The following is a 15,798-nucleotide window of genomic DNA, read 5'->3' as shown; positions in this document are numbered from 1 at the left end:
AGAAATACGCTTACAAAATTTCTTGATTTTCTAATGTCATTTTCCCCTCTTTCATTTGATAAATACGATAACCCCATTCTTTTCTCTCATCTTCTTCAATTAATTCATTCATACTTACCCCAAATAAACAACTTAATGCATATAAATGATGAATTGAAGGATATGTACTTCCTTTAAACCAACGATAAATTGGTTGAGGACATTCTAAACATAAATACTCTTGAATATCTTTTACTTTATACCCCATTTGATCAACACATCTTTTTAAATTCTTTCCTATTTTTAAAGGATTTATTAATTTTTTCTTCATTTCTATCACCACTATTATTTTAAAATAAAAAAAGAAGACTGTCATTGAACTTGTAGTTCACTAACCTTCTCTTTTTTCAGACATTCTAAAAAATACAATTCCTAACATAAAGAAAACAGATAGAGCTCCTAGAGAAAGATTAATTTGACCTGTTGTTTGTGATAAAACACCAACAACTATTGTTCCTAAAAACGAAGCTCCTTTTCCACAAACATCCATTAACCCAAAGTATTCTCCTGATTTTTCTAAAGGAATGATTTTTGTAAAATAGGATCTTGATAAAGATTGAATACCTCCTTGAAACATTCCTACTAAAACAGCTAACAACCAAAATTGCCATTGTTTTGTAAGGAAAATCGCAAAAATTGAAATACCCAAATAAGCTAATATACAAACTCTTATTAGTCTAGCTGCTTCATATTTTGATGATAATCTTCCAAATAAAATAGCAAAAGGAAAAGCAACAACTTGGGTTAATAATAAAGCTAATAACAATCCGGTACTTTCAAAACCTAAAGCTGTTCCATAGGCTGTAGCCATATCAATAATGGTATAAACATCATCTATGTAAAAGAAAAACGCAAGTAAGAATAAGAAAATCTTTTTTTCTTTTCTAACATTTTTTATCGTTTCAAATAAACGTTTAAAACTGTTTTGCATCGCATGGGGTTTTCTTTCTACATAATATTTTTGTTGATAAGTTTTTAATAGTGGTAAAGTAAGACCAAACCACCAAAAAGCAATAATAGCAAAAGAAATCATCATTGACATTTCCATAGATAGTCCAATCTTTCCAGCATTTAAAACAAGAAGAAGGCAGATAACAAAAGGAACACAGCTTCCAATATAACCCCAGGCATATTCTTGAGAAGAAACATGATCTACACGTTCAGGCGTTGTTACATCAGAAAGCATCGAATCATAGAAAATCAAGCTTTTGGAAAAACCTATCTTAGCAATAATGAAAACAATTAAAAAGAATAGCCACTGTTTAATAAAACCAAGTAAAAAACATCCAATACAACCAATTAATAAAGTGATTATAAAGATGGGTTTTTATAACCTTTTGTATCAGCTAAAGTCCCTAAGACCGGTCCTAAAAAAGCAACAATAATTGTAACAATTGATGCAGCATAACCCCAAAAAGCTAAATAATCAATAGAAGATAGCCCTGCTTTTTCTGATAAGTAATTAAAATAAATTGGCATGATTGTTGATACCAGAAGAACAAATGCTGAGTTTCCTACATCATATAAGACCCAGTTTTTCTCTTCTTTTGTCATTTTAAATCTCATTTTTTCCTCTTTTCCACTGAATGTGTAATGATATAAATCATTATTAGTATTATTTTCTGTTAAAAGCTGTAACGCTCTTTCTTTACCAATGTGATAAAGCTCATTTAATTTTTTAGTACTTTCTATGCATTTTGGATTTTCCTCACACGCCACTAAATGATTCGTCAAATGATGTGAGATAGGATTTAATCCATCTTCAATCATTAAAAAACGATCAAATTCAACTTCTATTTCTCCATGTGATACTCCACTTTCATGAATTCTTTTTTCAATATAACCGTGACACGTTGCATCTAAGGCAAAATGACAAATAAATCCATAATAATAAGCTAGGTAATGATTGATTTGTTTTTTAGAAGTCATCATTTTTCTAAAAGTATCAAATACTTCTTTTCCTGTTTTTTCGTGCATGTTATAACCTATTGAATTAATTTCATTGGTTTTTAATGGTAAATAATAAAACAAGAGATCTGGACCATGTAGTCCAATATCATAGCGTTCTTTATTTTTTATAATTATTTTTTTGATATCGTTTGGTAGTTCTTTTAAAACTTCTTGTCCAAATCGATAATGTGCATAAGTTGATGGCATTTTTTTCATTTCCCTTTCTTTAATTTAGAAAAAGCATACTTATTTTTAAGATAATCAACTATCATTTTTATGAAAAGAAATGTTAAGTAAAAGTAAAAAAACGATGATTCATCCCATCGTTTCTCTATAAATTCATTTTCAATTGTTTTAAAGATAACATCTTAATCATATTTTGGCATAAGGCTTTCATCAACAACATAAGCTATCCTATTGTATAGAATTCTTAATAAATCTTCTTTAGCACCATTTTCTAAAAGCTCTTTCCCAAGTTCAGATTTAACTAAATGAGTTAGACAGTCATATTGGAAAGCATATTTAAATGGGGCATAGTCATTTCTAAACATATAAATTGAATACTTATCACCAGCAAAAGGAATATCACTATCAACATGTACACCATATGTACCATATTTTTCTAATGGAAAATCATTTTTTCTATATCTATAATGTATTGTATCTTCTGTACCATAGATTTTAGAAAAAGCATAGAACTCCCTAAATTTATATATCTTATAGATATCCCCCTCTTTTTCAAAATAAGAGTCTGAATCTAAACCAATGGTCATTGTAAATGGAAAATCAAAGACTTTTCCACTTTTATGTGAGTTAAATGAAACACTTCCTATAATATCTAAAGAACCTTGGTTAAAAGTTTCTTCTTCATGTATTTCATTAAATCTTAATTCTATTCCAAAACCAGAATCAACATCCCCACAATTATTATATTTATTGATATCCTCTAATAATTTGTTATGAGAAACATTGTCAAAAAGTTCATTGTAAGAATAAGCACTTTCTAAATCAACATTGGCTATTTCATTAGCACTGTTTTTAAGTTTGCTTTTTTCTTTTTCATCCATCATTTTTTTATAACAGATAAACTTATCAAAAACAGCTTTCTTTAAATTATTTTCAAATTTATTAAATTGAAAAACAAGTTTTCCCAAAAAATTGTCTTGTATATAAATTTCATCTTGATTTAAACCTTCAAAATATTCTTTTAAGCCAGGAATATACCAATCAGCATCTTCATTCTTTACAAAATCAAAAAATTCATCAAATGTAACATGTTCCATATAAGAGTCCCCCTTAAAAATATATACTCAAATTTTAACACAGAAATAAGGAAAGGGTAAAGAAAAAGACGATTTTAAATTTCCATCGTCTCTTTATAAAATTCTATAAATTCATTTTCAATTGTTTCAAAAGCTACAAAACTTAAATCAACTTTTCTTTGCAACTTTAAATAATTCCGATTGATTTCATCATTTAATAATTCTTTTAGTTCCAAAGATAACATTTCATCATCAATTTCAAAAACTAATTTAGTTTCTTCTTTTGTTAAATCTCTTTGAATAAAATGTTTCCAAATAACATTTTGTAAAGCATCTTCCACTTCTAAATAATAAGTAAGTTCTTTTTTTATCGGTCTTGTAACATCACTTAAATAAACTTCACTTCCATCATGCAACAAACATCCTAAAATAACTTCTTTACTATATCCTCTTGTCTTTGCTTCCTTAGCACAAGCAAGACTATGTTGAGCTACGGAATAAAAATATTGAACATGTCCATTTCCTCGACATATTAAAGAAAGTGCATGTGCAATATCTTTAATATCTAATAAACTTTCATCAACATTTAATGGATCAAAATATTTTTTTGTATATGTCGTAATACAACTCATAAAATACTCCTATAACTTAATTGACACCGTACTTAATGCGCAAACTGTCATTAAAAGACAACAAATAATGATACTCATGCCAAATGAAAATGATAAAAAATAGGCAATAATTGAATAAACAAAATAACCTAAACAAACCATTAAAAATCTTATAAAATGTTTATACGCATACTCTTTTCTTTGCTTGCTTGTAACCGCACATGCTTCTTGATAAGAAATCCCTGTATACCAATAGATTGCCTCATTTTTATAAATCATGCCCGTAAGAACGGCAAGAGTTATAAACATATAATTACCTAAAACCAAACCTACTAAATTTATATTCTTGATATCAATAAAGATGATTACAAACATACCTACACAAAACAAAACCAACCAGGCAATAAATCCTTTATAACTTTTCTTCATTTTTTATAGACCTATTTCCTTATAAATTTTTTCAATAATTTGTGATTTATACATACAATATTTTTCAATATCATTTGGATACAACTTTGCTGCTTCTTTTTTAATTTTACCGTATTCTTTTACAATATTTGGATGTTTTCTTAAATAATTTCTAAAAGCAAGATGTCGTTTCAATTCTTTAGAATCTTGTGGACATACATAAAGATGATGTGTTCTTAAATGCTCTTTTCCTTCATATCTAAAAGCTTCGCGATCTTTAAGATCTAAATCGCCTTCATAAATATAACCATGATTTTCTAAAAGAAAAATAACTTCTTTTAAATCATTTTGATCAATAACAACATCTAAATCAATGATTGGTTTAGCTGCTAGTAAAGGAACAGAAGTGCTTCCTACATGTTCAACAGCAAGTACTAAATCTTTTAAAACATCTTCTATTTCCCCTTTAATTTGATTGAAATCATTTACCCACTTCGAATCATAATCTACAACTTCAATATGTTCTGTTTTCATCTTTCAACATCTCCACATAAACGCTCACAAACAAGATTCCTACAACGCTTTTTATGTGCTTCATGTAATGAATGATTTTGAAAATTCTTTAATGCCTCTAAATTTTCAAACTCACTATAAAAAACAAGATCATAACCTGAAGTCAAGTTTTCTTCCATTTCCACACATAATAAGCCTTCAATTTCTTCTAAAGTTTGAACCGATTCTTTTAATTTTTGAAGTGTTTCTTTTTCTAAATGGTTTTCTTTAACTTCTTTTGTATAATTCCAAAATAAAATATGTCTAATCATTTTCATCACCTACTTTTATTATTTCTTTAACAATTTCTTCAATTGTTTTATTAGAAACATCAATTTTATATGTATTTAATTTTTGATACATTTCTAATCTTTCCACACTACGAGCAAGGACATCTGGTTTTCTAATTCCTTGATCGATATCTTTTTGAATTCTTTTTTCCAAAGCTTCTTTTTGACAAACTAAAGAAATAGATATCACTTTTACATCTTTTAAATCAAGATGTGAAAGTAGAACATCAATAATACTTTGTTCATGCATGACCCAACAAAAAATAATATGATCAAATACACTGCATTTTAAATCATTATTCAATAACATGCAGATATTCTCTAAAACTAACTTTTTTGTTTCTTCATTAACCATGAACGGATGCATATCCCAACACCAATCTCCATCTATAAAAACGCTTCTATCTAATTTTCTTTTAAGGACCTGACACGTTGTTGTTTTGCCAACACCCATCGTTCCACCTATTAAATATAATTTTTTCATAGCTTCCCCTTCTTTTTAAAATATTATACAAAATATTTATCAATAATTATATAACTTCTTTCTTTAGTTGTTTAAACAAAAATAATAATTTTTATTAACTTTCTCAATTGTTTTTATATTGAAAGTTCAATATAATAAAATTATTAAAGGAGGTTCATTCTATGATCTATTTAAGTAGTTTTAAATTAAGCCATCAAACACTCAAAAATCCTAATATTTATCCCTATAATGTCTTTAGAGATAAGTACATAGAGCCTTTTTCTTTTGCACCTATTACCATTTTTTATGGAAATAATGGTTGTGGAAAATCCACACTTCTTAACATCATTGCTGGTAAATTAAAAATAAAAGGAAAAGAAATGCCTGCAAGTAATGCTTACTATGAAAATTATTGTGAAAGATTTGAAAATGAATGTGCCTATAGCTTAGGCAGCAATGAAGATGGTATTCCTTTTTATCAACTACCTGAAAATAGTCGTTATATTAAAAGTGAAGATATTTTATATGAAATTAAAAAAATACAACAAAAAGCTATTTTAGAACATGGTTTAACTTATGATTATATGCAAGAAGGATTATCTTTAGAAAAAGCACAAAGTGTTTTAAATAAAAAGAAAGAACAACGTATTGAAAATATCATTTTTTCTCAAGAAAAGTATTCCAATGGTGAAACCTCTTTACAGTTCTTTCAAGAATATCTTTTACCAAATGCTCTTTATTTATTAGATGAACCCGAAGTTTCTTTATCTCCTGCAAATCAAGTTGCTTTAGCTCAAGAAATTAATGAACTCACACATTATTTAGGGTGTCAGTTTATTATTGCGACACACTCTCCTTTTATGTTAGGTACTTTAAACGCTAAAATCTATAATTTAGATGCAAGAGAATACGAAGTTACCCCTTGGTATAAATTAGAAAATGTTCGCTATTTTTATGATTTTTTCAAAAAACACGAAAAAGAATTCAATGATTGAGTTCTTTTTTTCTTTACCTTATTGACAAAATACTAAATGTATTATACTGTATTAGTGTACTAGTGACACTAATACAGTTAGGAGGGTTCTATGTTTATAATAGATATTCAAAGTAAAGTTCCTATTTTTGAACAACTCAAAAAACAAATCTTAGAATTTATCTCTATTGGCATTTTACTTCCTAATGATAAATTACCTTCGGTAAGATCTCTTGCAACAGATATTGGTGTTAATCCTAATACTGTTTCTAAGGCTTATCAAGAATTAGAGAACCAAGGTTATATTTATTCCATTAAAGGAAAAGGATGTTTTATTGCTGATAATCAAACTGATCAATTGATTAAAGATGATAAATTAGATGATTTTAAAGGATGTGTCAATGAAATGAAAAAGCATCAAATTACCAAAGATAAATTATTAGAAATTATTGAAGAAGTATATAAGGAGGAAACTGTATGATTGAAATTAAAGATGTGATGAAATCTTTTGAAAATAAAAATGTTTTAAATCATTTAAATGTCACAATTTCCTCAGGAAGTATTTTTGGTTTGATTGGTCCTAATGGGGCTGGTAAATCAACCTTACTTTATTTATTAAATGGGATTTCTAAATGTGATGAAGGAAGTATTTTGTTTGATGGAAAAGAAGTTTATGAAAATCCTGATGTAAAAAAAGATATTTTATTCATTAGTGATGATCCTTACTATTTCCACTTTGCTTCTATTGATGAAATGAAAGATTTCTATCTTACTTTTTATCCACAATTTAATTTAGAAACGTACCAACATTATGTCGATTTATTCCGTTTACCACAAAATAAACCTTTAAAAGATTATTCAAAAGGAATGAAAAGACAAGCGATGTTTGCTTTAGCACTTGCAATTGCACCAAAATATTTACTATTAGATGAAGCTTTTGATGGATTAGACCCTGTTATGCGTTTAGCCTTTAAAAAAGCTATAAATCAAATGATTGATGAAAATATGACAGTTATTATTTCATCTCATAATTTAAGAGAATTGGAAGATATTTGTGATAGTTTTGGTATTTTAGAAAATGGATGTATGACAACATCGGGTGATCTCTATGATATTAAAGATCATATTCATAAAATACAAATTGCTTTTAAAGAAGAATTAAATAAAGAAGAATTTAGTCATTTAGATGTTCTATCTTTTCATAAACAATCTCGTGTGATTAATATGGTTGTTAAAGGAGACATCAATGAAATTAAAGATTATTTAAGAATGTTCAATCCAATTATGTTAGAAGTTTTACCTGTAAATTTAGAAGAAATATTTATTTATGAAATGGAAAGAAAGGGGTATGGTGTCTATGATTAATAAAGATTATTTTAAATATTTAATAAAACAAAATAAGAAATATCTTATTCTTATTTATGTCGTTGGTATCATTATTCCTTTTTGGGTATTTAATGAGTATACACCTTCATTAGATTTAACAGGCACACTCTCTCTTGTTTATGGATTAAGTTTATCATGTATTGTACCTATTTATTTATTTTCTTTTTTACAAAAAAAGAAAAGTAATATTCTTTACTTTTCCTTACCAATACAGAAAGAATCACTTTACTTAACAACAAGTTTATTTTCTTATTTTGCAACCATTTTACCTGTTGTTATTTATCAACTCATAGCACAAGGCATTTTCGCTTATAAAATGGGTATTTCTATTGGCGCCTTTATTCTAGCAATAATTATAACAATCGTCCATATGTTTGCGATGAATACTTTTATTACAACAATTACTCTTTTAACACAAAATAGTGTTGATAACTTTATTTGTTCATTTGCTTATATTTTTCTTCCTTTGCTTATCTTTATTGCACTTAATAACTGTGCCACAAATATCGTATATAAAATGATGCTTGGTGAAGGAAATTATACACAAGGTCTTAATGATATTCTTTATTATTTAAGTATTCCTTATAATGGATTAGCGCAAATGAAATATATAGAACTACATGTAACTCATATCTCATCAATCTATTGGTTGATCATCAGTTTAGTTCTCTCTTTTGTAAACTATCGCTTATTTATCAAGCGTACAGTTGAACAAAGTGAATCACATACAAAATCATTCTTTATGTATCCATCAATTATTATTCTTGGAACATTTGCGATGTTACTTGTTATGTATACCACAGATTTCAAATCAAATGTTCTATCATTTACAATAATCTTTATGATTTATTTAATTATGTATTATTTTTCTAAAAGAAAAGTTTACTTTAATTGGAAAATCCCAACGATCTTTATTCTTTTAGTCGTAAGTTGTATCGGTTTTTCAAGTGTTTATGCCAGTACAAAAGGATTTCATTCAATTTATGAAGTACCATCTACTTCCTCAATTAGATCAGCTAGTTTTAGTTTTTCATTTATGACTAACTATGAAACAAAAACTGAACTTAAATATAAAGGAATCGATGTAACTGATATTAATTATAGTACTGGTCCAAAGAAATCATCTAAAGATAATACAAATTTCGTGAATTTTATAAACGATATTATCAATCAAAAACTCATTACAAAATATGATGATTTTTACAATGATCCAATCAATAAAAATTTTTATACAATAGGTGTTTCTTATTCAATTCAATCACCAACTGATCTAGGTAGATATGCAAGTCGTGATTATGTTATCGAAGAAAAAAATATTGAAAAAGTATTAGATTTAGTGGCTAAATACAATCTTTACAAATTTAAAAGTTAATTAAAATAGGTTGATGCTTCATCAACCTATTTTTATAGAAGGAGTCTTTATGAAAAAAACTACACATATATTATTTACTATTTACATATTTTTAGTCATTTGGATCATACTTTTTAAATTATCTGTTTCTATTGATCAATTACCACATTTTAGAAGCATTAATTTAATTCCCTTCTATTATCCAAATAAGACAACTTATCAAATAAGAGAAGTTCTTGATAATCTGATTATTTTTATTCCTTTTGGGCTTTATTTAAAAACATTAAATACTAATAGTGATCGAACAATATTTCTTGGTTTTCTATTAAGCCTTTCATTAGAATTATCTCAATATATTTTTTGTATAGGGGCAAGTGATATTACAGATTTAATTACGAATACAACAGGAGTACTTGTCGGTGTTGGTCTTTATTATCTTTTAAAAAAGATTTTTAAAGAGAAGACCAATAAAATTATTTTAGCATTAGCAGCTATTGTAACGATTTTATTTGTTTCTTTGATCATTATTATTCTTATAAACAATTAATGCACATAAATCACAAGTTATTCACAATTGTGCACAATAAAAAATGAGGTCTCCCTCATTTTTTTATTCTGTTGGATGACGATCACCTAATAAATAATCATCTACATGTTCAAAAATATATTGAATAGATAAAGGTTTTCTTCCTGTAAGCGAACTAAAATCACTGACAGGTACATCTAAATAACCTTGTGTAACTGTTGTTCCAAAAGTAACCATTCCTTCTGATGTTGCTTTGATTGGACTCTTTGAAAAATCTCCATCTGTATTTCTAGGAACACCAATAGAATCAAAATAAGCATAGAGTTCATCGTCAGTAAGTTTTGTATAAGTGATATGATTTCCTGTTGCTTTGTTTCCAATAGCTAAGAAATCTCCATAAGATAATGGTTCTAAACCATTAATATTTAAAACAGCTCGATGTAATAAATGATTATTTAAAGCACAAGCTGCTGCATAAGCGCAATCCTTACGTGAAATAAACCATACACGTCCTTCACCCATATTTTTAGAAATTGTTGTTTCTTTTGCATCTACTGCTCTTAAATAATCACTGGTAAAAGCTTCAACGAAAAGAGAGTTTCTTAAAAAGATATAATCAAGCGATGTATTTTGAATAATGGCTTCTGTATAAGAATGATCAACATTTTCAATGCTTGGATTAAATGGATGCGCTGCTGATAAAACAGATGTATAAATAATTTGTTTAACATTTGCTTTTACACAAGCATCCACTGCATTTTTATGAGCTTGTCTTCTTTTTTTACCTACAAAAGGCATTGAAATCAATAAAACTTTATCAGCATTTTCAAAGACTTTTACAAGTCCTTCAGGATCGTTAAAATTAGCAATTGCTGTTTTAATTCCTTGTTTTTCATATTCTTTTAAACTTTCTTCTTTTGGTGCTGTAAACACAAGATCTTCTTTATTCATTAATTCCAAAGCATATTGAGCAACTAATGAACCAAAATTTCCATCTACACCATTAATAACAATTTTACTCATAAAAAACTCCTATTTATCTGTACTATTACGTTTACCAACTTGATAATCATCACTATGTTCAAACATATATGAAACACTTCGAGGTTGATCCCCTGTTAACCATTCAAAAACATGTGTATGTGTTGACATTTTTTCTAAACGAATTGCTCTTGCAAATGTTACCATACCATCTGATGAATAAGGTGCCGGTGAATCTTCTTCAAAATGTCCATCTGTATTTCTTGGTACACCAATCGCATCAAAAGCAGCATAAGTTTCTTCTTCAGTTACATTTTGAATGCTAATATTTAAACCACTTGCTTTATTTCCTGCATCTACAAAATCTTGTAATGTCATAGATTCAGGTCCGTTAATATTTAAAGTTGCATAATGTAAATCTTCTCTTACTAAAGCATACATTGCTGCTTTAGCACAATCTCTTCTTGAAATATAAGACATATGTCCTTCACCTTGACAACTTGTCATCGTATTTCCAGTTTGTGTTGCTGCAAAATAACTTGTAATCATCGCTTCTGCATATTGTGAGTTTCTAAGGAAAACAAAATCAGCCCCACTATTTGCAATATAATTTTCTGTATAAGCATGATCAATTTTTTCAATACTTGGATTTTCTTCATCTTGTGCATTAACTAAAGATGTATAAACAATTTTTTTAACACCCGCTTTAATAGCCGCATCTACTGCATTTTTATGCGCATTACGACGTTTCACCCCAACAAATGGTGATGAAATAATTAAAATCGCATCTCCACCTTTAAAAGCTTCTTCTAATCCTTCATAATGATTAAAATTAGCTACTCGACAATCATAACCTTTTTCTTTCCATTCTGTTAATCCTTCTTCAAAAGGACATGTAAATATTAAATTTTCTTTAGATGTCAATTTTTCAATATGGCTTGCAACATAGCTTCCAAAATTTCCATCTACACCTGTAACAATTACTTTACTCATTTTCATTGCCTCCTCATGTGAAAATTATATCATGTATTTTTTTAATGAAACACTCATTAAAAAGTAATAAAGACTATAAGTTTTTCTTATAGTCTAAAATAATCTTCTACATATCTTATAAAATTTTTTACAGAACTTTTTACATTATCTTGATGATATCCAACTGCATAATCAGCATGATGATGACTTTCTTTTAATGGAATGGCAACAACCTGATCGTTTTCGTTAATAACTTCCATGGCAGAAAGACCGATTCCTTCCCCTAAAGAAATTGCCATTATATATTCATTTAAATCATCTACTTCCTTTTTTATATAAGGAACCACACCATCCAAACGAAAAGCTTCCATATAATCATGATAATAATCTTCCCCTTGTTTTTTAGAAAGAATAATCAAGGGTTCATCTTTTATATCTTTTGTAATCACAAATTCTTTATGACATAAAGGATGATCTAAAGAAGTAACAACACATATATGTGAATGATAAATTGTATGATAAATTAAATCTGGATATTTTTTAAAATTATTACTTAAACCAAATCCTATATCAATCTCCCTCGCATTTAATTTTTCCATGCATGTCCGTAAATTAAATGCTTTAATATCAATAGAAATAGCATTTTCTTCTTTAAAATGCCTTACAATAAATGGAACATGTTTCTTTTCAAAAGGACCTGTAATTCCAATTGTTAAAACATCCTTTTTTAAATTTTCTTTAAGATCTTCATATTCATTTTGATAATCATTCATCAATTTCTTTACAAGTTGATAATATCTTTTTCCCTCTTTTGTAAGAGTAGGGTAATATGTTTTTCGATTAAATAATAAAAACCCTAAATCATTTTCTAGTTTTGTAATTTGTTGAGAAATTGCAGACTGCGAAAGATAATACTTCTTTGCTGCTTTTGAAAAACTTCCTTCTTCAACGACAGCTATAAAATAATAAATAACTTGTTTAAACATCTATATCACCCTACTTATCATATCATTTTATTCACAATTGTGCACAAAAAGGTGAATAACTTAAGTTATTCACCTCATTCACATTCTATTCACATAAAAAACACATCCAAGATGTGCCTTAAACAAACTGGCAGGGGTAGTAGGAGTCGAACCCACATCAACGGTTTTGGAGACCGGTATTCTACCATTGAACTATACCCCTATTGGGTTTGCCTAATTAATATATCATAATAAAAATAAATATGCAATAGGTATTTTCACTATAAATGTTAAAAATTAATACATATAGTATTTTTGAGGAGGTTAAATATGAATGAATTAGAATTAACAATCGCCTCTATCAAAATACAACCTTTCAAAGATATTTATCAAATGAATGTTGCTTTTGATAAAGGCACAATTTTTAAACAACTTGATAAACCATGGGTGATGTATCATGAATGAAACACTTATGCAAATCAGCAAACTTGATTTTTGTATTCAAGAAGTTACACTCTTTTTAGATACACATCCTGACGATCAAGAAGCAATGAAATATTATAACGAGGGGATGAAACGTCTTTTAAAAATGAAAGAAACGTATTTAAAAAATGGTGGTGCCCTTACAAATAGAGATGGGAAAAACTTAAAGAATTATATCAATGAGCCATTTCCATGGATGAAAGGAGAATCTACATGTGGTTGTACGAAAAACGCTTGCAATATCCCGTTAATGTAAAAAGACCTGATGCCAAGACAGCAAAAATCGTGATGTCACAGTTAGGAGGTCCTAATGGTGAACTGGGAGCTGCGCTTCGTTATTTAAGTCAACGCTATACCATGCCCTATCCTCGTGTACAAGCTTTACTTACAGATATAGGAACAGAAGAACTTGCCCATGTTGAAATTATTAGTACACTTTTTTATCAACTTACCAATGGTTTAACACCTAAAGAAATTAAAGATGGCGGATTGGATGCTTACTTTACTGACCATACCCTTGGCGTTTATCCAACAAATAGTGCCGGTATTCCTTTTAATGCAGATACTTTCCAATCCGTAGGAGATCCTATCTCCGACTTAACAGAAGATATGGCAGCGGAACAAAAAGCAAGAACAACGTATGACAATATTCTTTCTTTAAGCAAAAACGAAGAGGTTAATAAAGTTATTCGTTTCTTACGTGAAAGAGAAATTGTGCATTATCAACGTTTTGGAGAAGCTCTTGAATATGTAAAAAGCCAATTAAATAAGAAAAATTATTATGCATACAACCCTGCATTAAAACAAACAAGATGTGAATAAAACATGAATAAGGTGAATAACGCATGCGTTATTCACCTTTTATGCACGCTATTCACTTTTTCCATACATAAAATAATTAAAATCAAGCTGTAAAAACTGTTGAATTTCTTTATTGATGTGTTGATTTATTGTCGATATTATTCCTTTATTTTCTACATAGACGTCAATATATCTTTTCTTTACAAAAACTTTGACACAAAAATAATCAGTATTTTTCCCATGTTCTACTTTATTCAACTTTTGATAATTTTTCCACAGTTTCTTTATTTCTTGATCTTTCTTTAACATATCAATAAATTCTTTTTCTTTTAAATAAAAATCTCTTTCAGAAACAACATTCTTTTTGATTCCTTTTTTAATAAGATAAGATAAATATTCCATAGCATAACGATCTTCATCCATAACATAAACATGACTACATTGAAGCATCTTTTTTGTAAAGAAATGTGCTATCTCTTCATGTTTAAAAATAATTTCATTTTGTAAATCATTAACTTTTAAATCATTAAATATATTTTGAATCTCTTTTAACGTACAAAAGCCATAACTATACATATTTCCTAATGTATATTCCAAACGATCCGCTGATAATTGTGGAGAATCATTATCACAAAGAGGATAAAGATGATAATTACAAACTTCTTCTATTATTAAATCGTATTCTTTTAATAAAGAAACAAGAAGTTGATCTTGTTCAATGATCTTTTTTGTGTCAAATTCAGTTGATTCTTGTTTAAGATGATCTTGATGATAAAAATCAATTGTATGAGCGAAGACAGGTGTTGCAATATCATGTAGCAATCCAGCAACAGTTTGTTTTTTATCATGGGTAAAATGATAAACAATTAAGCTAACACCGATACTATGTTCATAGCGTGAATAAGGAATAATATTTTGAAAAAAGGAAAAATTTGTATATTCTACCCCACAGTTCATTCCAATATCTTTTAATCGTTGCAAAGAAGGTGTTTGTATAAGTACTTTTATAAATTCAGGCATCTCTTGATAATAAATTTTCCATAATTGATCCATTTTTTATTTTCTCCTTACTGTGTAATTATCTACATTGTATCATTCTTTTTTAACCTTATAAAAAAGAATGAAGAAAATTATTAAATATTTTTTAAATAAGTATTGATTAAAATAAAAATATATGTATAATTGTAAGGGCAGCAACGGGAAGTAGCACAGCTTGGTAGTGCACCTGGTTTGGGACCAGGGGGTCGCAGGTTCAAATCCTGTCTTCCCGACCATTTAAAAATCGGGGCCATAGCTCAGCTGGGAGAGCACCTGCCTTGCACGCAGGGGGTCAGCGGTTCGATCCCGCTTGGCTCCACCAATTAAATATTTTTATTCAATATTATGGCGGGATAGCTCAGTTGGCTAGAGCATTCGGTTCATACCCCGGAGATTTACCCAAGTCTGGCTGAAGGGACTGGTCTTGAAAACCAGCAGAGGATTAACGTCCTGCGGGGGTTCGAATCCCTCAATCTCCGCCATTTATTAAAATTTAATATCGCGGGATGGAGCAGTCTGGTAGCTCGTCGGGCTCATAACCCGAAGGTCGTTGGTTCAAATCCTTCTCCCGCAACCAAAATGGTCTGGTAGTTCAGCTGGTTAGAATGCCGCCCTGTCACGGCGGAGGTCGCGGGTTCGAGTCCCGTCCAGACCGCCAAATGATGGTTCCGTAGCTCAGTCGGTAGAGCAGAGGACTGAAAATCCTCGTGTCGGTGGTTCGATTCCGCCCGGAACCACCATTTTTTT

The 15,798-nt window shown here is 28.9% G+C and carries 21 protein-coding genes and 7 tRNA genes; 14 read left to right on the top strand and 14 right to left on the bottom strand.

Annotation, left to right across the window (positions count from 1 at the left end):
- Nucleotides 1–10 precede the first annotated feature (10 nt).
- The 9 genes from C7U55_RS00140 to C7U55_RS00100 all read right to left on the bottom strand — a co-directional run bounded on the left by C7U55_RS00140 (nt 11) and on the right by C7U55_RS00100 (nt 5,596).
- Nucleotides 11–310 (bottom strand): helix-turn-helix domain-containing protein, encoded by a 300-nt coding sequence (locus C7U55_RS00140; protein WP_158565552.1) that lies wholly within the window; start codon nt 308–310, stop codon nt 11–13.
- 60 nt (nt 311–370) lie between these two features.
- Nucleotides 371–1,306, bottom strand: a complete 936-nt coding sequence (locus tag C7U55_RS00135; protein ID WP_318025901.1) for an MFS transporter — start codon at nt 1,304–1,306, stop codon at nt 371–373.
- 44 nt (nt 1,307–1,350) lie between these two features.
- Complete coding sequence (locus C7U55_RS14160; RefSeq protein WP_318025899.1) at nt 1,351–2,205, bottom strand: zinc dependent phospholipase C family protein; 855 nt, start codon at nt 2,203–2,205, stop codon at nt 1,351–1,353.
- A 152-nt stretch (nt 2,206–2,357) separates the two neighbouring features.
- A complete protein-coding gene (locus C7U55_RS00125) occupies nt 2,358–3,272 on the bottom strand; it encodes a hypothetical protein (RefSeq protein ID WP_106986800.1) in 915 nt (304 codons plus the stop codon).
- 74 nt (nt 3,273–3,346) lie between these two features.
- Nucleotides 3,347–3,883 carry a phosphohydrolase gene (locus C7U55_RS00120; RefSeq protein WP_106986799.1) on the bottom strand — a complete coding sequence of 179 codons (537 nt, stop codon included), beginning with the start codon at nt 3,881–3,883 and terminating at the stop codon, nt 3,347–3,349.
- Between the two features lie 9 nt (nt 3,884–3,892).
- Nucleotides 3,893–4,291 carry a hypothetical protein gene (locus C7U55_RS00115; protein WP_106986798.1) on the bottom strand — a complete coding sequence of 133 codons (399 nt, stop codon included), beginning with the start codon at nt 4,289–4,291 and terminating at the stop codon, nt 3,893–3,895.
- Nucleotides 4,292–4,294: 3 nt separating this feature from the next.
- Nucleotides 4,295–4,804: a GrpB family protein gene (locus C7U55_RS00110; RefSeq protein WP_106986797.1), complete on the bottom strand. Its 510-nt coding sequence runs from the start codon at nt 4,802–4,804 to the stop codon at nt 4,295–4,297.
- Entirely contained in the window at nt 4,801–5,094 is a 294-nt protein-coding gene (locus tag C7U55_RS00105) for a Dabb family protein (RefSeq protein WP_162297375.1), read from the bottom strand. Before C7U55_RS00105 ends, C7U55_RS00110 begins: the two co-directional genes overlap by 4 nt.
- The gene (locus C7U55_RS00100; protein WP_106986795.1) at nt 5,087–5,596 is read right to left on the bottom strand and encodes an AAA family ATPase; all 510 of its coding nucleotides are present in this window, start codon (nt 5,594–5,596) and stop codon (nt 5,087–5,089) included. Before C7U55_RS00100 ends, C7U55_RS00105 begins: the two co-directional genes overlap by 8 nt.
- A gap of 161 nt (nt 5,597–5,757) precedes the next feature.
- Here C7U55_RS00100 and C7U55_RS00095 point away from each other — a divergent pair, with 161 nt between their 5' ends.
- The 5 genes from C7U55_RS00095 to C7U55_RS00075 all read left to right on the top strand — a co-directional run bounded on the left by C7U55_RS00095 (nt 5,758) and on the right by C7U55_RS00075 (nt 9,832).
- The gene (locus C7U55_RS00095; protein ID WP_106986794.1) at nt 5,758–6,570 is read left to right on the top strand and encodes an AAA family ATPase; all 813 of its coding nucleotides are present in this window, start codon (nt 5,758–5,760) and stop codon (nt 6,568–6,570) included.
- 90 nt (nt 6,571–6,660) lie between these two features.
- On the top strand, nt 6,661–7,029 hold the full coding sequence (locus C7U55_RS00090; protein WP_032091623.1) for a GntR family transcriptional regulator: 369 nt from the start codon (nt 6,661–6,663) through the stop codon (nt 7,027–7,029).
- On the top strand, nt 7,026–7,913 hold the full coding sequence (locus C7U55_RS00085; RefSeq protein ID WP_106986793.1) for an ABC transporter ATP-binding protein: 888 nt from the start codon (nt 7,026–7,028) through the stop codon (nt 7,911–7,913). Before C7U55_RS00090 ends, C7U55_RS00085 begins: the two co-directional genes overlap by 4 nt.
- On the top strand, nt 7,906–9,306 hold the full coding sequence (locus tag C7U55_RS00080) for a hypothetical protein (protein ID WP_106986792.1): 1,401 nt from the start codon (nt 7,906–7,908) through the stop codon (nt 9,304–9,306). Before C7U55_RS00085 ends, C7U55_RS00080 begins: the two co-directional genes overlap by 8 nt.
- Nucleotides 9,307–9,355: 49 nt before the next feature.
- The gene (locus C7U55_RS00075; RefSeq protein WP_162297374.1) at nt 9,356–9,832 is read left to right on the top strand and encodes a VanZ family protein; all 477 of its coding nucleotides are present in this window, start codon (nt 9,356–9,358) and stop codon (nt 9,830–9,832) included.
- A 63-nt stretch (nt 9,833–9,895) separates the two neighbouring features.
- Here C7U55_RS00075 and C7U55_RS00070 read toward each other — a convergent pair whose 3' ends face one another.
- The 4 genes from C7U55_RS00070 to C7U55_RS00055 form a co-directional block, all read right to left on the bottom strand.
- Nucleotides 9,896–10,834, bottom strand: coding sequence for an NAD(P)H-binding protein (locus tag C7U55_RS00070; RefSeq protein WP_106986790.1), 939 nt, complete (start codon nt 10,832–10,834; stop codon nt 9,896–9,898).
- A 9-nt stretch (nt 10,835–10,843) separates the two neighbouring features.
- Nucleotides 10,844–11,785: an NAD(P)H-binding protein gene (locus C7U55_RS00065; protein ID WP_106986789.1), complete on the bottom strand. Its 942-nt coding sequence runs from the start codon at nt 11,783–11,785 to the stop codon at nt 10,844–10,846.
- Nucleotides 11,786–11,871: 86 nt separating this feature from the next.
- Entirely contained in the window at nt 11,872–12,750 is an 879-nt protein-coding gene (locus C7U55_RS00060; RefSeq protein ID WP_106986788.1) for a LysR family transcriptional regulator, read from the bottom strand.
- A 128-nt stretch (nt 12,751–12,878) separates the two neighbouring features.
- Nucleotides 12,879–12,952 (bottom strand) — tRNA-Trp (locus C7U55_RS00055).
- A gap of 107 nt (nt 12,953–13,059) precedes the next feature.
- Here C7U55_RS00055 and C7U55_RS00050 point away from each other — a divergent pair.
- From C7U55_RS00050 to C7U55_RS00040, 3 genes are read left to right on the top strand one after another with little or no spacing between them, the layout of a single operon-like run.
- Nucleotides 13,060–13,194: a spore coat associated protein CotJA gene (locus tag C7U55_RS00050; RefSeq protein ID WP_106986787.1), complete on the top strand. Its 135-nt coding sequence runs from the start codon at nt 13,060–13,062 to the stop codon at nt 13,192–13,194.
- Nucleotides 13,187–13,468: a spore coat protein CotJB gene (locus C7U55_RS00045; protein ID WP_106986786.1), complete on the top strand. Its 282-nt coding sequence runs from the start codon at nt 13,187–13,189 to the stop codon at nt 13,466–13,468. Before C7U55_RS00050 ends, C7U55_RS00045 begins: the two co-directional genes overlap by 8 nt.
- The gene (locus tag C7U55_RS00040; RefSeq protein ID WP_106986785.1) at nt 13,426–14,034 is read left to right on the top strand and encodes a manganese catalase family protein; all 609 of its coding nucleotides are present in this window, start codon (nt 13,426–13,428) and stop codon (nt 14,032–14,034) included. The genes C7U55_RS00045 and C7U55_RS00040 overlap by 43 nt, the downstream gene beginning before the upstream one ends.
- Nucleotides 14,035–14,082: 48 nt before the next feature.
- On the opposite strand, the gene C7U55_RS00035 is transcribed toward C7U55_RS00040, so the two are convergent.
- Entirely contained in the window at nt 14,083–15,066 is a 984-nt protein-coding gene (locus tag C7U55_RS00035) for an HD domain-containing protein (RefSeq protein WP_106986784.1), read from the bottom strand.
- Between the two features lie 144 nt (nt 15,067–15,210).
- On the opposite strand from C7U55_RS00035, the gene C7U55_RS00030 reads away from it, so the two are divergent.
- From C7U55_RS00030 to C7U55_RS00005, 6 genes are all read left to right on the top strand, one after another.
- Nucleotides 15,211–15,287, top strand: a tRNA-Pro gene (locus C7U55_RS00030).
- 10 nt (nt 15,288–15,297) lie between these two features.
- Nucleotides 15,298–15,373: transfer RNA gene (locus C7U55_RS00025), tRNA-Ala, on the top strand.
- A 67-nt stretch (nt 15,374–15,440) separates the two neighbouring features.
- A tRNA-Ser gene (locus tag C7U55_RS00020) sits at nt 15,441–15,533 on the top strand.
- Nucleotides 15,534–15,551: 18 nt separating this feature from the next.
- A tRNA-Met gene (locus tag C7U55_RS00015) sits at nt 15,552–15,628 on the top strand.
- Nucleotides 15,629–15,632: 4 nt separating this feature from the next.
- Nucleotides 15,633–15,709: transfer RNA gene (locus C7U55_RS00010), tRNA-Asp, on the top strand.
- A 6-nt stretch (nt 15,710–15,715) separates the two neighbouring features.
- Nucleotides 15,716–15,791, top strand: a tRNA-Phe gene (locus C7U55_RS00005).
- The last annotated feature ends 7 nt before the right edge of the window (nt 15,792–15,798 follow it).

The sequence above is a fragment of the Faecalibacillus faecis genome, from assembly GCF_003024675.1.
GTDB lineage: Bacteria > Bacillota_I > Bacilli_A > Erysipelotrichales > Coprobacillaceae > Faecalibacillus > Faecalibacillus faecis.
Note: the sequence above shows the minus strand (reverse complement) of the source record. Positions and strands in the feature narration are given on the sequence as shown.